Raw genomic sequence first — 19,230 nt, 5'->3', positions numbered from 1 at the left:
TGATCACAGCCAGAACAGAACGGTTGCGGCCAATGCGATTGCGGAGAGGTAGGTCTCCGGGCACCTGTCGTAACGTGTGGCGACACGTCTCCAGTCCTTCAGACGACCGAACATGATCTCGATGCGATTGCGCCTTTTGTAGCGGCGCTTGTCGTATTTCCCGGTTTTCTTGCGGGACTTCCGGCCGGGAATGCAGGTTTTCATCCTCTGTCCTGCAACGCTTTTCGCAGCCAGTCCGCATCATAGCCCCGGTCTGCCAGAAACCAGTCGGCCTGCGGCAGGCTGTCCAGAAGCGCCGCTGCGCCCGTATAATCACTGACCTGCCCTGCCGACATGAAGAGGCGAATGGGCCGACCTTTCGCATCGGTGACGGCGTGCAGCTTTGTGTTCATGCCGCCTTTCGTTCGACCGATCTGGCGACCGCGCCCCCCTTTTTCGCACGCAGGCTACACGCCGTGCGGTGCGCCTTCAGATACGTCGCGCAGGTCATGATCGTCCTGGGATCGGTGTCCTTTGCGGCCAGGCCGACCATGATCCGAGCAAAGACCCCGTTATCGCTCCAACGCTTCCAGCGATTATAAAGCGTCTTGGCCGGTCCATATTCCCTCGGTGCGTCGCACCACCGTAAGCCATTGCGATTGATGAAGATAATGCCGCTCAGAACCCGCAGATCGTCCACGCGTGGGCGGCCATGGCTCTTGGGAAAGAACGTGCGAAGGCGCGCCATCTGCGCTTCGGTCAGCCAGAACAAGTTGCTCATCGATCAGGTCTCCTTGCGGCGGCCTGAATCACGCAAAGGGTGTAAAATCAATGGGTCTGGAGCCTAAGGCCCCTCCCGCTCTGGCGCAAGAAAAAACTTTGCCCTACACCCGGACGCAACCGTACAAGGACCGCCCCCATGTTCACCGTCTCGCTGATCGCGGCGTCTGCTGCAGCCAATCTGGATGACGCCTTGCCCGGCGGGCTGGCCGACCGATGGGGCGGCGATGTGACGCGCTGGCTGTCGCCGGGCGTGGCCGCAGAATTCGACGTTGCGACGCTGCCGGCCGATTCGGATCAGGTCTGGTCCGACCTTCAGACGATCGGCATCGACCTGGCGATCCAGCCGGCGGGCGGACGGCGCAAGCGTATCCTGATCGCCGACATGGATTCGACCATGATCGATCAGGAATGCATCGATGAACTGGCCGACATGGCGGGTTTCGGCCCCCGCGTGGCCGAGATCACCGCCCGCGCCATGAACGGAGAGCTGGACTTCAACGCCGCGCTGACCGAACGCGTGGCGTTGCTGGCGAACCTGCCGGAGGCGGTGATCGCGCAGGTGCTGTCGGACCGCATCACCTATGCCCCGGGGGGCGCCACGCTGGTCGCGACCATGCGGGCGCACGGGGCCTATACGGCGCTGGTGTCGGGGGGCTTTACCAGTTTCACCCAGGCCGTGGCCCAGACCCTGGGCTTTGACGAACACCGCGCCAACACCCTGTTGACGCAGGACGGCGTGCTGACCGGGCAGGTCGCCTTGCCGATCCTGGGCCGCGAGGCCAAGGTCGACGCCCTGACCCAGATCGCCGCCCGCCTTGGCACCACGCCCCAGAACGCCATCGCGGTGGGCGACGGCGCCAACGACCTGGGCATGATCCAGCTGGCCGGTTCTGGCGTGGCGTTGCACGCCAAGCCCGCGGTGGCGGCACAGGCCCAGATCCGCATCAACCACGGCGACCTGACCGCGCTGCTGTACCTGCAGGGTTTCGCGGATACCGATTTCGTCACCCCCTGATTTATTCGTCGGCCAGATGCCGATACGACGACCACCCCACCGAAAGCCCCGATGATGTTCGAACTGACCGCCGATCTGGTGATGCTGCTGATGCTGGCGGCCTTTGCCGCAGGATTCGTCGATGCGATCGCGGGCGGGGGCGGGCTGATCACCCTGCCGATCCTGATGCTGGCGGGCCTGTCGCCCGCGCAGGCGTTGGCCACCAACAAGGTGCAGGGCGTCTTTGGCGCCGGCACGGCGGCGCTCAGCTATGCGGCGCGCGGGCTGGTCGATCTGCGCAGCCAGTGGAAATCGGCGCTGATCGCGGGGGCCGCGGGGGCGGGTGGCGCGGTGCTGGTCAGCGCGATCCCGACCGACGGTCTGCGGCTGATCCTGCCGGTGATCCTGATCGGCATCGCGCTGTTCTTTGCCTTCAAGCCGGGACTGGACGATCTGGATCGCACGCGCCGCCTGACCCCGCTGGTCTTTGCCGCGACGGTGGTGCCGTTCGTGGGCTTCTATGACGGGTTGATCGGGCCGGGGGCGGGGGCGTTCTATATGATCGGGTTCGTCACGCTGGCCGGATACGGAGTGCTCAAGGCCACGGCACATACCAAGCTGTTGAATTTCGCCTCGAATCTTGGCGGGCTTGGGGCCTTTGCGCTGGTCGGGCAGCCGCTATGGCTGTTGGGCGTGGCGATGGGGGCGGCGCAGATCGCGGGGGCCATGCTGGGCGCGCGGCTGGCCTCGCGCATCGGCGCGCGGCTGATCAAGCCGCTGCTGGTCGTGACCTCGACCCTGCTGGCGGGGCGGCTGATCTGGCAGTTGATCTGAGCCCCGCATCCGGCGCCACCTCTGCCAAGGGGCGCCGGTTCGGGTGAGCACAGGGACGGGACGGGGGAATCCCGTGCCAACAGTAAACCACGGCTGCATGTCGGGGATGTGACGGCCTCGGGTGCTCAGGCGGGAAAACCCCGTGCGCGGCGCAGATTGCCGGTGACCATGCCGCGACAGTTCAGGATCGCACCGTCCAGATGCGCCTGTGCCGCCGGATGGTCGGCGGACAAGACGCCCAGATGGATCAGCAGCGCGGTGATCGCGGCTTCGCTGGCGCGGGTGGCACCGTCGGTGATCTTCAACGCGACGCCCAGACCCTGGTCGGGCAGAATCGCCACGAACACGGCCTCTGCCCCGGTTTTGATGGCCGCGACACCGCCCATCGCGCGCATCAGTTCGGTGCAGGACCGGCCCTCGCCCGCGACCATGTCGGGGTGGGTGCGCATCGCGTCGACCAGCCGCCGCATCGCCTGGCCACGCCGGTCGGTACCGGGGTTGGCGAACCGCGCCATCGCGCGGGCCAGCCCCTCGACCGTGCAGGCCCAGTTCGGGGCCGAACAGCCATCGATGCCGAAACCGGGGCTGTCCTCGTCAGTGACCTCCTCAAAGGCGGTCTTGACGGCGCGCTGAACGGGGTGGTCGGGGTCGACATAGTCGGGCCCGCCCTTCAGGTGGCGGTTCAGCGTCAGGAACCCGGCATGCTTGCCCGAACAGTTGTTGTGCAACTGGCAAGGCGCGGTGTCCGAACAGGTCAGGCGGCGGTTTTCCTCCGCATCGCGGGGCATGTGACAGCCGCAGCGCAGATCGCCCTCGGCCATGCCCAGACCTGTCAGCCAGCCGTCCACGGCCGCGACATGCATCGCCGCGCCCGAATGGCTGGCGCAGGCAAGCGCCAGCTGGCGATCGGTCAGCCCCGCCGCGTCCGCGGCCCCGCTTTCGATCAGCGGCAGCGCCTGGATCATCTTGCACGACGATCGCGGATAGATCACCTGGCCGGGCTGGCCCCACGCCTCGACCACGCCATGGGCGTCGCAAATGACGGCATGGCCGGCGTGCAGGCTTTCGCGCATGTCGCCGCGCCACAGTTCGATCATTTCCGCGGACCGCATGGCTTCTCCCTGACAATTGCGCGATTGTGCTTGTGCAGCCTTTAAAGGGCGGCGATTTTCGCTATCCTGACGACAGATGGTTGAAAAGACCACAGCAATCAGGAAGAACGCCGGGTGAAGCGGCGAATTGAATTGGCAGGAGGCCAGAGCATGATTACCACCACCCTGCGCGGCATGGGCGCCGGCCTTGTCCTGATCGCCGGATTGGGCGCGGCGGTTGCGCAAGAATCCAGCAATGTCGTGGCGACCGAGGGGGACTGGACAGTCTTCGCGGCCGACAATCCGCGCGAATGCTGGGCAGTCTCGCCCCCGAAATCCACGCTGAACACCCGTGACGGTCAGCCGACCGAGGTGACGCGCGGCGATATCCGCCTGTACGTGGCCTATCGCCCCGGCTCGAACGGAGAGGTCAGCTTCAGCGGCGGCTATCCCTTTGCACCGGATTCGACGGTCGAGGTCGATGTCGGCGGACGCACCTTCAACCTGTTCACCGAAGGGGAAAGCGCCTGGACCGGCAGCCCTTCCGACGACGAGGCGATGATCACGGCGCTGCGCGGCGGATCGTCGGCGGTCGTGACCGGGCGTTCGGCGCGCGGTACCACGACCAAGGACACGTTCAGCCTGTCGGGCATCACCGCCGCGACCAACAGCGCACGCGAGCGTTGCCAGTAACCGCAAGGTTGCTGTCCTGACACACGCATTGAGGGCGGGCCGGTTGATTTCGGGCCCGCTTTCGCATATGTGGCTGTCTTTCGCCCCTCGGGCCATTCCAACACCGGTGATCTTCATGACCGATCAGACCCCGTCTGCGCCGATCACGCAGGACGTGATGACGCTTCCGCGCAAGCTGCCCGAGGGCGGGCTAACGAATATCGTCGGCCTGACGCGGGCGCAGCTGTTGGACGCGCTGATCGCGGCGGGCACGCCCGAGCGTCAGGCCAAGATGCGCGTGGGTCAGGTCTGGCAGTGGGTCTATCACTGGGGCGTGCGCGATTTCGCGCAGATGACCAACCTGGCCAAGGATTACCGCGCCCTGCTGGCCGCCAATTTCGAAATCACCCTGCCAGAGGTCGTGACCCGTCAGGTCAGCAACGACGGCACGCGCAAATATCTGGTCCGCATCGCCGGCGGCCACGAAGTCGAGGTCGTCTATATCCCCGAAGAAGGCCGCGGCACGCTGTGCGTCAGCAGCCAGGTGGGCTGTACGCTGACCTGTTCGTTCTGCCACACCGGCACGCAGAAGCTGGTGCGCAACCTGACCGCCGGGGAAATCGTCGGCCAGCTGATGCTGGCCCGCGACGATCTGGGCGAATGGCCCGTCCGCGGCGCTCCAAAGGACGAGACGCGGCTGATCAGCAACATGGTTCTGATGGGCATGGGCGAGCCGCTGTACAATTTCGAGAACGTCCGCGACGCGATGAAGGTTGTGATGGACAATGAGGGTCTGACCCTGTCGCGCCGTCGCATCACCCTGTCGACCAGCGGCGTGGTCCCCGAGATCGCCCGCACCGCGCAGGAAATCGGCTGTCTGCTGGCCGTCAGCTTTCATGCCACCACCGACGAGGTGCGTGACCGCCTGGTGCCTATCAACAAACGCTGGAACATCGAGACGCTGCTGACCGCGCTGCGCGACTATCCGCGCCTGACCAACAGCGAGCGGATCACGTTCGAATACGTGATGCTGGCGGGCGTGAACGACAGCGACGCCGATGCGCACCGTCTGGTCGAACTGATCCGCGGCATCCCGGCCAAGATCAACCTGATCCCGTTCAACGAATGGCCCGGCGCACCCTACAAACGCTCCAGCAACAACCGGATCCATGCGTTTGCGGACATCATCCACAATGCGGGCTATGCCAGCCCGATCCGCACCCCACGCGGAGAGGACATCATGGCCGCCTGCGGCCAGCTGAAATCGGCGACCGAACGGGGCCGCAAGTCGCGCGCCCAGATCGCGGCCGAAACCGCCTAGCGCCGCCTGCCGCCCCGGGTTCGGTCAGCGCCGCTTGCTGCCGCGGGGCAGGGTCGTGCGGTTGCCGCGCGGCCCGGTCTGGACCGGGGTGTTGTCGCGGTTCTCGTCGTGCAGCTTGCGCCACCGTTCCAGCCGATCCGCGTCCAGCGTGCCGGCCCGCACCGCCGCCTGCACCGCGCAGCCCGGTTCATGCGCATGCGTGCAGTCGCGGAACCGGCAGTCCGGGGCCAGTTCGGTGATCTCTGCGAACAGCATTTCTATGCCCACGGCAATGTCGGCCACGTGCAGCGTGCGCATGCCGGGCGTGTCGATGACCCAGCCCCCGCCTGCCACCGGATGCAGCGACCGCGACGTGGTCGTGTGCCGTCCCTTGGCGTCCGATTCGCGGATGTCGCCGGTGGCCTGTGCATTGCTGCCTGACAGCGTGTTCAACAGCGTCGATTTGCCCACCCCCGACGACCCGACCAGCGCGACCGTGCGCCCCGATCCGCACCACGGTTCCAGCATTGCCGCCGCATCGGGCGATTTCGCGTTCAGCGCCACGACCTGCAACCCGCGTTGCAGGGTCCGGGCACGGTCGATCCACTCCGACGGGTCGTCCACTTTGTCGATCTTGGTCAGGACGATCACCGGGTCGGTCCCGGCCTCGTTCGCCAGGGCCAGATAGCGTTCCAGCCGCGCCGGGTTGAAATCATCGTTGCACGACGTGACCACGAACAGCGTGTCGACGTTGGCGGCGATCAGCTGGCGGGCATCGGCCCCCTCTGTTCGGCGGCGCAGCAGGGCGCGGCGGTCCAGCAGGCGCGCGACCACGCGCGTGTCGTCCCGCGCCAGCACCCAGTCCCCCACCGCATAGTCGGCGGTCGATGCATGAATCGGCAGATCCAGCCGGACCTGCCCTCCGCCGGTTTCGGCCATCAGCCGCGACCGGTGCACGGCGGCGATGCGCATGGGCACCAGCCCGGCATCGTCGTCGGTCACCTGATCGGCAAAAAAGGGCACCCAGCCCAGATCGTCCAGCGTGTCGGTCATGCGATCGGCCTGATCGGGCCGCGAGCGCGATGCGAACGGTTCATGGCGCGGGCCATGCGTCGATGATGGCCACGGCCTCGTCCGCGGTCTCGACATAGCGGATCAGGTCCAGGTCGGACGCGCTGATCGTGCCCGCGCGGGCCAGTGCCTGCCAGTTGATGATCCCGTCCCAGAATTCCGCGCCGAACAGCAGGACGGGAATGCGCGTCATGCGCCCGGTCTGGATCAGGGTCAGCGCCTCGAACAGCTCGTCCAGGGTGCCAAAGCCGCCGGGAAACACTGTGATCGCGCGGGCGCGCATCAGAAAGTGCATCTTGCGGATCGCGAAATAGTGGAAGTTGAAGCACAGGTCCGGCGTGACATAGGGGTTGGGCGCCTGTTCGTGCGGCAGCACGATGCCCAGGCCGATCGACTGGCCGCCAACCTCCTGTGCGCCCTGGTTGCCGGCCTCCATCACGCCGGGGCCGCCGCCGGTGCAGATGACCAGGTCCTTGCCGCCCTGCGCCAGGCTGCGTTCGGTCATCAGGCGGGCGAACAGGCGCGCCTCGGTATAGTATTTCGACAGCTCGGCCAGCGCCGGGCTGCGCGCGTCGCGGGCCGCGCCGTCGGGGGCCGGGATGCGCGCGCCACCGAACATCACAACCGTGGATTCGATGCCGTGTTCGTCCATGATCATCTGCGGTTTCAGCAGTTCCAGCTGCAGCCGCACCGGGCGCAGTTCGTCGCGCAGCAGAAAGTCGCGGTCGCTGAACGCCAGCTGATAGGACGGCGCGCGCGTCTGTGGGGTGTCGGGCACGTGCCGGGCGCGGTCCGCATCGCGGCTGCTGCCGGGCAGGGTGTGGGCGCGGTCCTGTTCGGTCGTATCGGTCATCGAGGCCTCAGGGTGGGGGATGCGCGGATTGCGCGGGCATTGGTTGATGCTTATAGCCCACAGGCAACCAATTCCACCCGGACGCGACAGCAACAAGAGGCCAAGATGACCCAAGACCTGGAACAAGCCATCGAAACCGCGTGGGAGGCCCGCGCCGAGATCTCCCCCGACACCCAGGGCCCGGCCCGCGAGGCCGTGCGCGAAACGCTGCACCAGCTGGACAGCGGCACCCTGCGCGTCGCGGAAAAGCGCGGCGCCGATTGGCACGTGAACCAGTGGGCCAAAAAGGCCGTGCTGCTGTCGTTCCGCCTGAACGACATGGAGGAGATGGCGGGCGGCCCGCAGGGGACCAACTGGTGGGACAAGGTCCCGTCCAAGTTCCACGGCTGGACCCAGGACGACTGGCGCCGCGCGGGCTTTCGCGCCGTGCCGGGCGCGATCGTGCGGCGGTCGGCCTTCATCGGCAAGGGCGCGGTGCTGATGCCGTCCTTCGTCAACCTGGGCGCCCATGTGGGCGAGGGCGCGATGGTCGACACCTGGGCCACGGTCGGGTCCTGCGCGCAGATCGGTCGCAACGTCCACCTGTCGGGCGGCGTGGGCATCGGCGGCGTGCTGGAACCGCTGCAGGCGGGGCCGACGATCATCGAGGACGACTGCTTTATCGGCGCGCGCTCGGAGGTGGTCGAGGGCTGCATCGTGCGCGAGGGATCGGTTTTGGGCATGGGCGTCTATATCGGTCAGTCCACCAAGATCGTCGACCGCGAGACCGGCAGCGTGACCTATGGCGAGGTGCCGGCGGGATCGGTCGTGGTGTCGGGGTCGATGCCGTCCAAGAACGGCGTGAACCTGTATTGCGCGGTGATCGTCAAGCGCGTGGACGCGCAGACGCGCTCCAAGACCTCGATCAACGAGCTGCTGCGCGACTGATGACCACGCTCTACATCGATGCGGATGCCTGTCCGGTCAAGGCCGAGGCCGAGCGGGTGGCCATCCGCATGGGTGTGCCGATGGTGCTGGTCTGCAATGGCGGCCTGCGGATGCCCGTGCATCCGCTGGTGCGCCTGCAGATCGTGTCCGCAGGTCCGGACGAGGCCGACAAATGGATCGCGGACAGCTGTGGTCCGGGGGACGTGGTCGTGACGGGTGACCTGCCGCTGGCGGATCGCTGCATCAAGGCGGGGGCCGCGGTGCTGACCCATGCCGGAGAGGTGCTGGACATCCGAAACATAGGGCCACGGCTGGCCACGCGCGACCTGATGGCCGACATCCGCGCGGCGGACCCGTTTCACAAGGGCGGTGGCGCGGGGTTCGGCAAGGCGGATCGGGCGCGGTTCCTGCAATCGCTGGACCGGCTGCTGACCGCCGCACGGCGCGTGGGCTGATCCCGGACCCCGCGGCGGGTCCGTGCGTTGGCCCCGCGACAATCAGGAGAGTTCCATGAGCAACGACACCGTCATCACCGATCTGATCGGCCGCGTGCGCCACGGGGCCGACGGCGACAAGGTCAGCGTCGGCCGGGTCGCCGAAGCCCTGGGGCGGGATTCGCTGCCCCCCAACCTGATGATCCCGGCGCTGGCGGTGGCATCGCCCCTGTCAGGGGTGCCGCTGTTTTCCAGTATCTGCGGCCTGCTGATCGCGTTGGTGTCGGCGCAGATGCTGATGGGGCGCGATCACGTCTGGCTGCCGGGGTTCCTGATGCGGCGGCAGGTGTCCGGCGACCGGCTGCGCAAGGCGCTGGACTGGATGGAGAAGCCCGCACGGTTCCTTGACTGGGTCAGTCACGAACGGCTGACGCCCCTGGTGCGCCGCCCGATGCGGTGGATCGTGCAGGCGATCTGCCTGTGCTGCGGGCTGGTGATGCCGCTGCTGGAGTTCATTCCGTTCACGTCGTCGCTGATGGGGGTGGTGGTCAGTCTGCTGGCATTCGGCCTGCTGGCGCGGGACGGGGTGTTCGTGCTGCTGGGGTTCGCGGCGATTGGCGGGGTTGTGACGCTGGTCCTGACCCTGATGCCCTGAACGCGATGGCCTGTGCGGGGGGCGCGGAACCGGGGCATCGAGCCCCGGCCCCGCGCTGCCGCGGCACGGGCCAAGGGCCCGCGACGCGACATGGTGCGTGCCTCAGGCGGGTTTGATCTTGTCGGCTGTCCCGCCGGCAAAGGCCGCCAGCCGGTCGCGGGCCGCGGCCTGGGTGTTCACGACGCCGGCCACGGCGGCTTCGGCATAGGCGGCGTCCAGCGCGCTCATGTTCTGCATGTGGCTGATGGCCGAGCAGATGGCAAAGTTCGACAAAGGCGGGTTCTGCGCCGCCTTGCGCGCGATCTGCAGGGCATGGGCCGCCGGGTCGTCGACCATGTACTGGCACAGCCCCACCGACACGGCCTCATCGCCGCGATACAGCCGCCCGGACAGCATCATGTCGATCATCCGTGCCTTGCCGATCAGGTCCGCCACGCGGATCGTGGCGCCGCCGCCGGTGAACAGGCCGCGCTGTCCCTCGGGGAGGCCGAAATAGGTGCCCGGCCCCGCCACGCGGATATGCGCGGCGCTGGCGAGTTCCAGCCCGCCGCCCACGACCGCACCCTGCAGCACGGCGATGACCGGCACGCCGCCATACTCCATCCGGTTGAACGCATCGTGCCAGCGCAGGCAGACCTGCATGAAATCGGCGGCGCTGCGATCCTCGCGATGATGCTCGACCAAGTCGAGACCCGCGCAGAAATGATCGCCCGCCGCATCCAGGATTGCCGCCCGCACGCCCGCGCGCGGCAAGGTGGTGAAGATGTCGATCAGCTCCTCGATGGTGGCCAGATCCAGGGCGTTGCGCTTGGCCGGGCGGTTCAGGGTGACGCGGGCGATCCCGTCATCATCCACCGCCAGCAGGATGTTCGACAGCCTCAGGTCCGCAATGTCGCGCATGTCCGGTTCCCTCCCTTGAACGTGCGCATCCGGGGTAGCCCGGCGCGCCGCCTGCGTCGAGGCGAAGTTCGCCGTTGGCAAATGCGCGCGAAAGGATCACCCTTGGCCCGACCATCCAAAGGGGACGAACGATGAAGGACCTGACCGACGCCGCGACGAACGCGGCCACCGCCGCCCGCCGCCGCGCCGCGATGGCCCGCGGCGTGGGCGTGATGACCGACCATTTCGCGGCCCATGCGGAAAACGCCACCGTGACCGATATCGAGGGCAACCGCCTGATCGATTTCGCCGCGGGCATTGCGGTGGTGAACACCGGCCATCGCCACCCCCGCGTGATCGAGGCCGTGCGCGCCCAGCTGGACGCGTTCACCCATACCTGCCACCAGGTTCTGCCCTATGAGAATTACGTCCGGCTGGCCGAACGTCTGAACGCCGCGGTGCCGGGCGATTTCGCCAAGAAGACGATCTTTGTGACCACCGGGGCCGAAGCCTGCGAGAATGCGGTCAAGATCGCCCGCGCGGCCACGAAACGCGACGCGGTGATCGCGTTCACCGGCGCGTTCCACGGGCGGACCTTCATGGGGATGACGCTGACCGGCAAGGTCGTGCCCTATAAGAAAGGCTTTGGCGGCATGATGCCCGACGTGTTCCACGCGCCGTTCCCCTGCCCGCTGCATGGGGTCACGACCGCCGACAGCCTTGCGGCCATCGACGCGCTGTTCAAGGCCGATCTGGACCCCGCCCGCGTCGCTGCCATCCTGTTCGAACCGGTGCAGGGCGAGGGGGGCTTTTATCCCGCGCCCACCGATTTTGTGGGCGCCATCCGGGCGCTGTGCGACAAGCATGGCATCGTGATGATCGCGGACGAGGTGCAGACCGGTTTCGCCCGCACCGGCCGCCTGTTCGCGATGGAACATCACGGCATCGCCGCCGATCTGGTGACCATGGCCAAGGGCCTGGGCGGCGGCCTGCCCATCGCCGCGGTAACGGGACGGGCCGAAATCATGGATGCGGCCGAACCGGGGGGCCTGGGCGGCACCTATGGCGGCAACCCCCTGGGGATCGCGGCGGCGCTGGCCGTGCTGGACGTGATCGAGGACGAGGAGCTGTGCGCCCGCGCCGAACGCCTGGGCCAGACGCTCAAGGCGCGGTTGGCGGCGCTGCAGCCGCGGGTGCCGGAACTGGCCGACATCCGGGGGCCGGGCCTTATGGTCGCTGCCGAATTCATCGGGCCGGACGGGCCGGATGCCGCGATGACCGCGCGGGTGCGCGAACAGGCGCTGGCGCGGGGGCTGTTGCTGTTGACCTGCGGGGTGCATGGCAACGTGATCCGGTTCCTGGCGCCGCTGACCATCCCGGACGACCAGTTCGCAGAGGCGTTGGACATTCTGGACGACGCGATCATGGCCGCGCGGGCCTAGGCCCCGATCAGCAGGATCAGCGCGGGAATGGTCAGGATGCTGGCCGCGGTCGAGATCAGGATCGCGGTCGACACCCGCTGCTGCGCCAGCCCGAAATGCTGGGCCAGGATATAGACGTTGCCGGCCACCGGTAGGCCCGCCGCCACCACCATCACCCCCGCCGCAACCGGATCGACGCCAAAGCCCCATGCCGCCAGCCCCACGGCGGCGGGATGCGCAACCAGCTTGGCCCCCGACAACCAGGCCGATGGCGCAAGCCGGGCCAGGCTGCGTCCCGCCAGGCTGGCGCCGATCGCGAACAGCGCACCGGGCGTGGCCGCGGCCCCCAGGATCGACAGGAACTCGTCCAGGGGTGCGGGCATCGGCAGGCCCAGCCCGCCCCATGACAAACCCGCCACCATGGCCAGGATCATTGGGTTGGCCGCGATTCCGCGCAGCACCGGTCCGATGGCGGCCATGCTGACCCCGCCGCTGCGCGAGGCATGCACGATCAGCGTGATCAGCGTCGAAAACACCAGCATGTCGATGATCAGCACCATCAGCACCGGCCCGATCGCCGCCGGACCCAGCAGCACGACCAGCATCGGCACGCCCAGAAAGCCGGTATTGCCGGTCATGCAGCATTGCGCCTCCATCGCGGCCTCGGCCAAAGCCCGCCCGCGCGTGCGTGCGGCCCACAGGCCCACCGCCCAGACCGCCGACGATCCCAGCAGATAGGCCAGCACAAAGCGCAGATCGAACAGCTGGCCCAGATCGACCCCCGCAGCAAAGCGGAACAGCATCGCCGACAGGGCGAAATAGAACACGAATTTCGTCAGCCAGGCCGCGCCCTGGGCAGGAAAGAACCGCGTGGCTGCGGCGACCCAGCCCAGCCCGATCAGGGCAAAGAAGGGCAGGGTCTTGAGCAGGATCTCGATCATCTGGCCCCCAGAGGGGCCGTCAGCCCGATCCGATCAGCACCCCAACGGCCAGCACCAGACCACCGCCCACGACGACTTGCAAGACGGCGCGCCAAAAGGGCGTCTGCATCCAGCGGTTCTGGATCCAGGCGATGGCCCACAGTTCGACAAAGACGACGATGATGGCCAGGGTCGTGGCGGTCCAGAAATCCGGAATCAGATAGGGCAGGGCGTGCCCCATCCCGCCCACGGTGGTCATCACCCCCGATGACAACCCGCGTTTCAGCGGCGATCCGCGGCCCGACACCACGCCGTCGTCGGACGCGGCCTCGGTGAACCCCATGCTGATGCCCGCGCCGATGCTGGCCGCGGCACCGACCAGAAAGGTCGTCCAGGGATCGTGGGTGGCAAATGCCACTGCAAAGATCGGGGCCAGCGTCGACACGCTGCCGTCCATCAGCCCGGCAAGCCCCGGCTGCACCCAGGTCAGCACGAAATCGCGATATGCGACGGCGTCCTCCTCGGCGCGGATGTCATCGGGCAACAGCTGTTCGGACAGCTCGTGCGCGCGGTTTTCGTGGCCGCGCTCGGCGGCGGCCAGATCGCCCAACAGCTTGCGCGTGCCGGCGTCCTGGCTGACCTGGGCGGCATGGGCATAGAATTCGGCGGCGTCGCGTTCCATGCCCGCAGCCTCGGCGCGGATGCGCTCCAGCGACAGGGTCTCGATCATCCAGGCGGGGCGGCGGGTGACATAGCCCGCGACATGTTCGCGGCGGATGACGGCGATGGCATCACCCCACCGGCGCTGGTGCATGTCCAGCAACAGGCGGCGGTGGCCATCCTCTTCGTCGCTCATGGCATCGAACACGGCGGCGCTGGCGGGATAGTCCTTGCGCAGGAACGCGGCCCAGTTGCGATAGATGCGGGCGTCGTCCTCCTCGGACGCGATGGCCAGGGCCACGATCTCTCGCTCTGTCAACTCCGACAGGCGCTTGCGAGCGGGCGTAAAGGGCAGGGTCATCGTCGGTGCTCAACTCTCTTCGGGGGCAGGATCGGCTGCCTGTCCGGTCGCGGGGCCGCGCCTGACCGTGAATTCCATGACGCCGTCGCCCAGATCGCGCATTCCGATCATGGCATGCCCGGCCTGTCCGCAGAAATGCGGCACATCGACCATCGCCATGCGATCCGTGGCGATCAGGCGCACAACGGCACCCGCCGGCACCCCCAGCAGGTGTTTGCGCAGCCGCAGCACCGGCAGGGGGCACAGCAATCCCCGCGCGTCCAGCGCCGTCACGACGCCGCCGCGAATCGGTCCAGGCACCAGGACCGCAGCAGGTCGGGCGCCACCCGCACCGCCAGATCGCCCGCGAATTCCAGAAACGCGGCCTGCTGTTGGCGCGGCACATACAGGACCACCGGCTGTCCATCGGCCACCGCCTGACCGATCAGGTCGCGAAAACCGCGGCCCATTGCCTCTTGCCGGCCGAACTTGGGGATCACCACCAGACCGGCGCCTGCCAGATGGGGCGCGGTGCGCGCCACCGCATCCTCCAGCGCGCCGGTATCCAGCCGACAGCCCTGCGCCCCCGGTCCAAGCGACTGAGAGATGCGGACCGGGTCCCCCGGATCGCCCAGCACGATCATCTCCATGTCACAGGCGCAGTCCGGGCCCAGGTCCAGATTGCGCTGCACCGCCCCCGCCACGGGCAGGCCGCGGGCGCGCAGGTCGGACGCCAGCGTTTCCAACGCCAGGTCGGCCGCGCCGGGCGTCGTGTCGGTGTCGTTCGTGAACCAAGCCAGCATCCGGGCCCCCTATACGCCACTGTCCAGCGCGAATTTCATCAAGCCGTTGATCCCGTCCACGCCCAGTTTCTTTTTCAGCGCCGACGAGGTGTTGGCCGTGGTCTTGTAGCTGACGCCCAGCTGATCCGCGATGGCCTGCAGCGCATGTCCCCGCCCGATCAGGGCCAGCACCTGCCGTTCGCGGTCCGACAACGTGCCCAACGGGTCGCCCGCCGCCCCCGCGCGCAGCGTGGCCAGCGCCATGGCCTGCTTGGGTGCCAGATAGAACTCTCCGGCCTCCAGCGTGCGGACGGCATCGCGGAAATCGGACGGGGGGGCGTTCTTGGACAAAAACCCCTGGGCGCCCGCCTGCAGGGCACGCGCGGCAAAGCCCGTCTGGTCGTTCATCGAAAAGACCAGAACGCGCGCATCCGGCGCGGCAGCCAGCAGCGGGCCCAGCAGGTCCAGCCCGCCCGCGCCGGGCAGGCTGATGTCCAGCACGATCAGATCGGGCGCCGCGTCGCGGGCCAGCTGGTCCAGCGCCTCCTCTCCGGACATGGCCTGGCCCACCGGGTCATAGCCCAGATCGCGCAACAGGCGGCTGGCGCCCAGATGGGTGATCGGGTGGTCGTCGATGACCAAGGCACGTTTCGTCACGGCGTCGTCCTGTTCCTAATGCGGTCCGGCCCGCCGGGGCAGGTCGGCGGTCAGGCGCGTGCCCGGCGACCCGTCCTCCAGGCGCAGGGTGCCGCCCAGCAGGGTGATGCGTTCGCGCATGCCCGTCAGGCCTGTCCCCTCGCGCCGGTCGGGGGCCATGCCCGCGCCGTCATCGGCCAGCACCATGCGCCAATGCGCCGGATCGGTCCAGAGCCGGATGTCCACGCAACCCGCCTGTGCGTGGCGCAGGGCGTTCGTCGTGCCCTCCTGCAGGATGCGGAACAGGGTCAGGGCCGTGGCCTCGTCAGGCTCGGGCAGGCCCGCTGCCATGTCCAGCGCAAAGCGGGTGCCGGGAAACCTGCGGTTCAGGTCGGCCACGTAATCGGCCAGCACCGTGGCCAGCGGCAGTTGCCCTACCGCCATCGGGCGCAGGTCGTCCAGCAGGGCGCGGTTCACGCGGGCGATCTGTTCCGCGATCGCCGCAATCTGGTCGGCCGATGCGGCGGTCGCCGGGTCCGGCGCAGCCTCGCGCAGGGCGTCGGCCTCGACCCGCAGGCCGAACAGGCAGGGGCCCATCTCGTCGTGCAGGTCGCGGGCGATGGCCTTACGTTCGGCATCGGCGCGGGCGATCACCTGATGCTGCAGCCGGGTGCGATCGGTACGCGCCTGTTCCAGCGCCTGCGCCAGCCGGTCGACATGCGCGGCCAGCGCCGCCAGGTCGGGATGAGGCAGCGGGCCGATGCGGCTGTCCAGATCGCCCCGCGTCATGTCCGACAGGCGCGCGGCGATTGTGGCGACCGGGCGCAGCCCCTGCGCCAGCGCCCCCGCGATCAGCGCCGCCTGCAGCGCGGCCGCCGCCAGCGCCAGCGCCATCAGGTCGCGCATGTCGCGCCAGGCGCGGGCGATTTCCTCAGCCGGGTCGCCCGTGATCAGCACATAGCCACGCGGGCGGCCATCGATCACCACCGGCAGGCGGGTCTCCTGCGGGTCGGGGGCGACCAGGCCCGCGAACCAGCCCGGCGCGCGCAGTGCCGGGTCGGGCGGGCCCGCAGGCTGGCGCAGCGTGCCGTCCAGCACGTCCAGGATGCCGATGCGGGCGTGGCGGGGTTCGGTCAGCCGTTCCGGCAACAACGCCATGATGCGGTCGGGCGGCACCGCCCCCTGCATCGTGCCGATCGTGGCCAGCACCAGATTGCGCGCCGTGTCCGCGCCCATCCGCGTTTCGGTGGCGATGTCGCGGCGCAGCCGGTCCAGGCTGCCCATGGCCAACAGGGCGATCAGACCCAACTGGACGATCACGATCAGCGTCAGGATGAGGGCGCGCAGCGTCATGGCGCAACAGTGCCGCCACGCGGCTGCCAGAGCAATGCCCCTGTCCCCGGAACAATTTTCACGCGCATGAACGGGTGGGCTTTTCTGTCCCAACGGCCCCGCGTAAGGATATGCAAATGAGCGATTATGACGATCTTGCGGCCCGCATCCGGGCCCTGTGTGCGGGCGAGACCGACGAGGTCGCGCTGATGGCGACCGTCGCCTGCGAATTGCACCAATCCGACGACCGGTTCGACTGGACCGGGTTTTATCGCGTCGTGGGCCCCGAGCTGTTGAAGATCGGCCCCTATCAGGGCGGGCACGGCTGTCTGGTGATCCCGTTTTCCCGCGGGGTCTGCGGGGCTGCGGCGCGCACGCGCACGGTCCAGATCGTGCCGGATGTCGAGGCGTTCCCCGGCCATATCGCCTGTTCCAGCAGCACCCGGTCCGAGATCGTGTTGCCCGTGCTGGGCGCGGGCGGTCGGCTGATCGGGGTGCTGGACATCGACAGCGACCGCGTCGATGCATTCGATCAGGCCGACGCGGATGCGCTGACGGCGATTCTGGCGGATGCCTTCGGGCATCTGTGAACACTTTGGGGGCGGCACGATGATCTGGGACACCTTGGCGAACATCCCTGCGGGACAGATGACCGCGTTCATCGCGGGCGGGCTGGTCCTGAACTTTGCGCCCGGTCAGGACGTGTTCTTTGCCAGCGCCTGCGGCATCCAAGGCGGGCCGCGTGCCGGGGCCTGGGCCGGATTCGGCGTGGGGTTGGGCGTGCTGATGCACGTGGCGCTGGCGACCGTGGGCCTGGGCGCGATCGTCGCCGCCCACCCCGAGGCACTGCGCGCGATCAAGTATGCAGGCGCGGCCTATCTGCTGTGGCTGGCGTGGAAAAGCTGGCGGGCGGGGGATATCGACCCGTCGGCACGGGGCAGCGTCAGGGTCTGGAACATCATTCGTCGCGGTTTCCTGTCCAACGCCCTGAATCCCAAACCGGTGCTGTTCCTGCTGGCGTTCCTGCCACAGTTCACCAACCCCGCATGGGGGGCGATCTGGCAACAGATTCTGGGGCTGGGGCTGATCTTTGCCTTTACCGGGACGCTGGTGACCATTGGTTACGGCGTCGTCGGCGGGGTCGCGGGCGGTGTGATCGGCAAGCGGCTGGGGCTGGTCAACAAGATCGCCGCCGTGATGTTCGCAGGGCTGGCGCTGCGCCTCGTCTGGAAATGACCGAATTCGTCTATGCCCCGCCGCCCGACATCCCGGTGGTGATCCATGCCGATGACCATGTGCTGGTCGTGGACAAGCAGGCGGGCCTGCTGTCAGTGCCGGGGCGCGGCGATGATCGGGCCGACTGCCTGATCGCCCGCCTGCGCGAAGCGTTTCCGACCGTGTTACTGGTGCACCGGCTGGATCTGGACACGTCGGGGGTGATCGTTTTTGCCCTGACCCCGCAGGCACAGCGCCATCTGTCCAAGCAATTCGAGGGTCGGCTGACCAAAAAGGTCTATGTCGCGCGCCTGTCGGGTCGTTTGCAGCCGGACACAGGGCGGGTCGACCTGCCGCTGATCGTGGATTGGCCGAACCGCCCGCGCCAGAAGGTCGACCATGACACAGGCCGACCCGCACAGACCGACTGGCACGTGGTCAGCGCCACCGATGCCGAAACGCGGGTGCGCCTGATGCCTGTCACCGGGCGCAGCCACCAGTTGCGGGTGCATATGGCGTCCTTGGGCCACGCGATTCTGGGGGATTCGCTGTATGCCACGGGCGATGCCGCCGATCACCCGCGCCTGATGCTGCATGCCGAAAGTCTGCGGTTCCTGCACCCCAAGACCGGGGTGCAGGCCGATTTTTCGGCGACCGTGCCGTTTTAGGCTTCGGCGTCCGTGTACCACGGCGCGACGACGACCTGCGTCCCCGAACCGCCTTCGGCCACCAATGCCGTGAAGGCGTCCAGATCGCTGCCCTTGTGGTGATAGGGATAGACCACGTCGGGCGCGAATGCCGTCACCGCCTCGGCCGCCTGCTCCACCGACATGGTATAGGGCAGGTTCATCGGCAGGAACGCCACGTGGATGTCGGTCAACGCCCGCAGTTCCGGCGTGTCCTCGGTATCGCCTGCGATCAGGAACCGCTGGCCGCCGATGGTCAGGATATAACCGTTATCGCGGCCCTTGGGGTGGTTCTGCAGACGATCCTCGGTGGTGTTATAGGCGGGAACCGCCTCGATCGACAGGCCCAGGGCCTCTCCGGTGTCGCCATTGGCCATTGTCGTGGTGCGTTCGGCCATGGCCGCGGGCAGCATTCCGGCAACGGCGGGGTTGGCGATGATCGGGACCTCTGGCAGGGCGTCCAGAGTGGCCTGGTCATAATGGTCGCCATGTTCGTGCGTGATCAGGATCAGGTCCGGCGCAGGCAGGTCGGCATAGGCCTCGGCCCCGCCAACCGGATCCACCAGAATGACGCCTGCGGGTGTTTCGAGAACCATGCTGGCGTGATCGACCGGGTGGATCACAACCTCTCCTCCGTCGACCGGGTGGCGGAACCCGCCGTCCTGCGCATGGGCGGCGCGGGGCAGGACGAGGGCGGGAATCACAGCGGTGCCCATCAGGGCTGCAGCCAGTTTCAGTCCGGTGCGGCGGGTCAGGTTCATGATGT

The 19,230-nt window shown here is 67.9% G+C and carries 22 protein-coding genes and 1 pseudogene; 11 read left to right on the top strand and 12 right to left on the bottom strand.

All coding sequences use genetic code 11. The features are described from left to right. Window positions 1-3: 3 nt before the first annotated feature. Window positions 4-760 (bottom strand): annotated as a pseudogene (locus ACJJVR_RS02650) (IS5 family transposase). A gap of 138 nt (window positions 761-898) precedes the next feature. Between ACJJVR_RS02650 and serB the strand changes: the two are divergent. Continuing rightward, a complete protein-coding gene (serB, locus tag ACJJVR_RS02645) occupies window positions 899-1,777 on the top strand; it encodes a phosphoserine phosphatase SerB (RefSeq protein WP_405402016.1) in 879 nt (292 codons plus the stop codon). Between the two features lie 54 nt (window positions 1,778-1,831). Beyond that, entirely contained in the window at window positions 1,832-2,590 is a 759-nt protein-coding gene (locus tag ACJJVR_RS02640) for a TSUP family transporter (protein ID WP_405402177.1), read from the top strand. 125 nt (window positions 2,591-2,715) lie between these two features. On the opposite strand, the gene ACJJVR_RS02635 is transcribed toward ACJJVR_RS02640, so the two are convergent. Further along, entirely contained in the window at window positions 2,716-3,702 is a 987-nt protein-coding gene (locus tag ACJJVR_RS02635; protein WP_405402015.1) for an asparaginase, read from the bottom strand. Between the two features lie 150 nt (window positions 3,703-3,852). Here ACJJVR_RS02635 and ACJJVR_RS02630 point away from each other — a divergent pair, with 150 nt between their 5' ends. Both ACJJVR_RS02630 and rlmN read left to right on the top strand, forming a co-directional pair. Then, a complete protein-coding gene (locus tag ACJJVR_RS02630; RefSeq protein WP_405402014.1) occupies window positions 3,853-4,374 on the top strand; it encodes an invasion associated locus B family protein in 522 nt (173 codons plus the stop codon). Window positions 4,375-4,489: 115 nt separating this feature from the next. After that, a complete protein-coding gene (rlmN, locus tag ACJJVR_RS02625; RefSeq protein WP_405402012.1) occupies window positions 4,490-5,674 on the top strand; it encodes a 23S rRNA (adenine(2503)-C(2))-methyltransferase RlmN in 1,185 nt (394 codons plus the stop codon). A gap of 24 nt (window positions 5,675-5,698) precedes the next feature. Here the strand turns inward: rlmN and rsgA are convergent, their stop codons facing one another. Both rsgA and ACJJVR_RS02615 read right to left on the bottom strand, forming a co-directional pair. After that, window positions 5,699-6,706 carry a ribosome small subunit-dependent GTPase A gene (gene rsgA / locus ACJJVR_RS02620; RefSeq protein WP_405402010.1) on the bottom strand — a complete coding sequence of 336 codons (1,008 nt, stop codon included), beginning with the start codon at window positions 6,704-6,706 and terminating at the stop codon, window positions 5,699-5,701. 40 nt (window positions 6,707-6,746) lie between these two features. Then, window positions 6,747-7,577, bottom strand: a complete 831-nt coding sequence (locus ACJJVR_RS02615) for an LOG family protein (protein WP_405402009.1) — start codon at window positions 7,575-7,577, stop codon at window positions 6,747-6,749. A 105-nt stretch (window positions 7,578-7,682) separates the two neighbouring features. On the opposite strand from ACJJVR_RS02615, the gene dapD reads away from it, so the two are divergent. Genes dapD through ACJJVR_RS02600 form a run of 3 tightly spaced genes read left to right on the top strand, consistent with a single transcriptional unit; the run spans window position 7,683 to window position 9,593 of the window. Further along, window positions 7,683-8,504 (top strand): 2,3,4,5-tetrahydropyridine-2,6-dicarboxylate N-succinyltransferase, encoded by an 822-nt coding sequence (gene dapD, locus ACJJVR_RS02610; RefSeq protein ID WP_405402007.1) that lies wholly within the window; start codon window positions 7,683-7,685, stop codon window positions 8,502-8,504. Further along, window positions 8,504-8,959: a YaiI/YqxD family protein gene (locus ACJJVR_RS02605; protein ID WP_405402005.1), complete on the top strand. Its 456-nt coding sequence runs from the start codon at window positions 8,504-8,506 to the stop codon at window positions 8,957-8,959. The genes dapD and ACJJVR_RS02605 overlap by 1 nt, the downstream gene beginning before the upstream one ends. A gap of 55 nt (window positions 8,960-9,014) precedes the next feature. Then, window positions 9,015-9,593, top strand: a complete 579-nt coding sequence (locus ACJJVR_RS02600) for an exopolysaccharide biosynthesis protein (protein ID WP_405402003.1) — start codon at window positions 9,015-9,017, stop codon at window positions 9,591-9,593. 102 nt (window positions 9,594-9,695) lie between these two features. Here ACJJVR_RS02600 and ACJJVR_RS02595 read toward each other — a convergent pair whose 3' ends face one another. Further along, window positions 9,696-10,493 (bottom strand): crotonase/enoyl-CoA hydratase family protein, encoded by a 798-nt coding sequence (locus ACJJVR_RS02595; protein ID WP_405402001.1) that lies wholly within the window; start codon window positions 10,491-10,493, stop codon window positions 9,696-9,698. 131 nt (window positions 10,494-10,624) lie between these two features. Here ACJJVR_RS02595 and ACJJVR_RS02590 point away from each other — a divergent pair, with 131 nt between their 5' ends. Next, complete coding sequence (locus ACJJVR_RS02590; RefSeq protein ID WP_405401999.1) at window positions 10,625-11,914, top strand: 4-aminobutyrate--2-oxoglutarate transaminase; 1,290 nt, start codon at window positions 10,625-10,627, stop codon at window positions 11,912-11,914. Here ACJJVR_RS02590 and ACJJVR_RS02585 read toward each other — a convergent pair. Genes ACJJVR_RS02585 through ACJJVR_RS02560 form a run of 6 tightly spaced genes read right to left on the bottom strand, consistent with a single transcriptional unit; the run spans window position 11,911 to window position 16,584 of the window. Next, the gene (locus tag ACJJVR_RS02585) at window positions 11,911-12,834 is read right to left on the bottom strand and encodes an AEC family transporter (protein ID WP_405401998.1); all 924 of its coding nucleotides are present in this window, start codon (window positions 12,832-12,834) and stop codon (window positions 11,911-11,913) included. The genes ACJJVR_RS02590 and ACJJVR_RS02585 overlap by 4 nt on opposite strands. A gap of 19 nt (window positions 12,835-12,853) precedes the next feature. Then, entirely contained in the window at window positions 12,854-13,834 is a 981-nt protein-coding gene (gene mbfA / locus ACJJVR_RS02580) for an iron exporter MbfA (protein WP_405401997.1), read from the bottom strand. Window positions 13,835-13,843: 9 nt separating this feature from the next. Next, window positions 13,844-14,134 carry a sulfurtransferase TusA family protein gene (locus ACJJVR_RS02575; protein WP_405401996.1) on the bottom strand — a complete coding sequence of 97 codons (291 nt, stop codon included), beginning with the start codon at window positions 14,132-14,134 and terminating at the stop codon, window positions 13,844-13,846. Continuing rightward, window positions 14,104-14,616 carry a DUF2478 domain-containing protein gene (locus ACJJVR_RS02570; protein WP_405401994.1) on the bottom strand — a complete coding sequence of 171 codons (513 nt, stop codon included), beginning with the start codon at window positions 14,614-14,616 and terminating at the stop codon, window positions 14,104-14,106. Before ACJJVR_RS02570 ends, ACJJVR_RS02575 begins: the two co-directional genes overlap by 31 nt. Window positions 14,617-14,625: 9 nt before the next feature. Continuing rightward, complete coding sequence (locus ACJJVR_RS02565; protein WP_405401992.1) at window positions 14,626-15,252, bottom strand: response regulator; 627 nt, start codon at window positions 15,250-15,252, stop codon at window positions 14,626-14,628. A 15-nt stretch (window positions 15,253-15,267) separates the two neighbouring features. Then, entirely contained in the window at window positions 15,268-16,584 is a 1,317-nt protein-coding gene (locus ACJJVR_RS02560; RefSeq protein WP_405401990.1) for a histidine kinase, read from the bottom strand. Window positions 16,585-16,700: 116 nt separating this feature from the next. Between ACJJVR_RS02560 and ACJJVR_RS02555 the strand changes: the two genes are divergently transcribed. The 3 genes from ACJJVR_RS02555 to ACJJVR_RS02545 are packed head-to-tail and all read left to right on the top strand — an operon-like array spanning window position 16,701 to window position 18,446. Then, on the top strand, window positions 16,701-17,153 hold the full coding sequence (locus ACJJVR_RS02555) for a GAF domain-containing protein (protein WP_405401989.1): 453 nt from the start codon (window positions 16,701-16,703) through the stop codon (window positions 17,151-17,153). A gap of 19 nt (window positions 17,154-17,172) precedes the next feature. Then, window positions 17,173-17,799 (top strand): LysE family translocator, encoded by a 627-nt coding sequence (locus ACJJVR_RS02550; protein ID WP_405401987.1) that lies wholly within the window; start codon window positions 17,173-17,175, stop codon window positions 17,797-17,799. Beyond that, a complete protein-coding gene (locus ACJJVR_RS02545) occupies window positions 17,796-18,446 on the top strand; it encodes a pseudouridine synthase (protein WP_405401986.1) in 651 nt (216 codons plus the stop codon). The genes ACJJVR_RS02550 and ACJJVR_RS02545 overlap by 4 nt, the downstream gene beginning before the upstream one ends. On the opposite strand, the gene ACJJVR_RS02540 is transcribed toward ACJJVR_RS02545, so the two are convergent. Beyond that, window positions 18,443-19,225, bottom strand: a complete 783-nt coding sequence (locus tag ACJJVR_RS02540) for an MBL fold metallo-hydrolase (RefSeq protein ID WP_405401983.1) — start codon at window positions 19,223-19,225, stop codon at window positions 18,443-18,445. The genes ACJJVR_RS02545 and ACJJVR_RS02540 overlap by 4 nt on opposite strands. Between the last annotated feature and the right edge of the window lie 5 nt (window positions 19,226-19,230).

It is taken from the genome of Paracoccus sp. Ld10, assembly GCF_045064235.1.
In the GTDB taxonomy this organism is placed as follows: Bacteria; Pseudomonadota; Alphaproteobacteria; order Rhodobacterales; family Rhodobacteraceae; genus Paracoccus.
This window is presented reverse-complemented; position numbering and strand designations above follow the sequence as displayed.

Coding starts and splice junctions, on each gene's coding strand:
- serB (WP_405402016.1), top strand. CDS start 899: ATGTTCACCGTCTCGCTGATCGCGGCGTCTGCTGCAGCCAATCTGGAT.
- ACJJVR_RS02640 (WP_405402177.1), top strand. CDS start 1,832: ATGTTCGAACTGACCGCCGATCTGGTGATGCTGCTGATGCTGGCGGCC.
- ACJJVR_RS02635 (WP_405402015.1), bottom strand. CDS start 3,702: ATGCGGTCCGCGGAAATGATCGAACTGTGGCGCGGCGACATGCGCGAA.
- ACJJVR_RS02630 (WP_405402014.1), top strand. CDS start 3,853: ATGATTACCACCACCCTGCGCGGCATGGGCGCCGGCCTTGTCCTGATC.
- rlmN (WP_405402012.1), top strand. CDS start 4,490: ATGACCGATCAGACCCCGTCTGCGCCGATCACGCAGGACGTGATGACG.
- rsgA (WP_405402010.1), bottom strand. CDS start 6,706: ATGACCGACACGCTGGACGATCTGGGCTGGGTGCCCTTTTTTGCCGAT.
- ACJJVR_RS02615 (WP_405402009.1), bottom strand. CDS start 7,577: ATGACCGATACGACCGAACAGGACCGCGCCCACACCCTGCCCGGCAGC.
- dapD (WP_405402007.1), top strand. CDS start 7,683: ATGACCCAAGACCTGGAACAAGCCATCGAAACCGCGTGGGAGGCCCGC.
- ACJJVR_RS02605 (WP_405402005.1), top strand. CDS start 8,504: ATGACCACGCTCTACATCGATGCGGATGCCTGTCCGGTCAAGGCCGAG.
- ACJJVR_RS02600 (WP_405402003.1), top strand. CDS start 9,015: ATGAGCAACGACACCGTCATCACCGATCTGATCGGCCGCGTGCGCCAC.
- ACJJVR_RS02595 (WP_405402001.1), bottom strand. CDS start 10,493: ATGCGCGACATTGCGGACCTGAGGCTGTCGAACATCCTGCTGGCGGTG.
- ACJJVR_RS02590 (WP_405401999.1), top strand. CDS start 10,625: ATGAAGGACCTGACCGACGCCGCGACGAACGCGGCCACCGCCGCCCGC.
- ACJJVR_RS02585 (WP_405401998.1), bottom strand. CDS start 12,834: ATGATCGAGATCCTGCTCAAGACCCTGCCCTTCTTTGCCCTGATCGGG.
- mbfA (WP_405401997.1), bottom strand. CDS start 13,834: ATGACCCTGCCCTTTACGCCCGCTCGCAAGCGCCTGTCGGAGTTGACA.
- ACJJVR_RS02570 (WP_405401994.1), bottom strand. CDS start 14,616: ATGCTGGCTTGGTTCACGAACGACACCGACACGACGCCCGGCGCGGCC.
- ACJJVR_RS02560 (WP_405401990.1), bottom strand. CDS start 16,584: ATGACGCTGCGCGCCCTCATCCTGACGCTGATCGTGATCGTCCAGTTG.
- ACJJVR_RS02555 (WP_405401989.1), top strand. CDS start 16,701: ATGAGCGATTATGACGATCTTGCGGCCCGCATCCGGGCCCTGTGTGCG.
- ACJJVR_RS02550 (WP_405401987.1), top strand. CDS start 17,173: ATGATCTGGGACACCTTGGCGAACATCCCTGCGGGACAGATGACCGCG.
- ACJJVR_RS02545 (WP_405401986.1), top strand. CDS start 17,796: ATGACCGAATTCGTCTATGCCCCGCCGCCCGACATCCCGGTGGTGATC.
- ACJJVR_RS02540 (WP_405401983.1), bottom strand. CDS start 19,225: ATGAACCTGACCCGCCGCACCGGACTGAAACTGGCTGCAGCCCTGATG.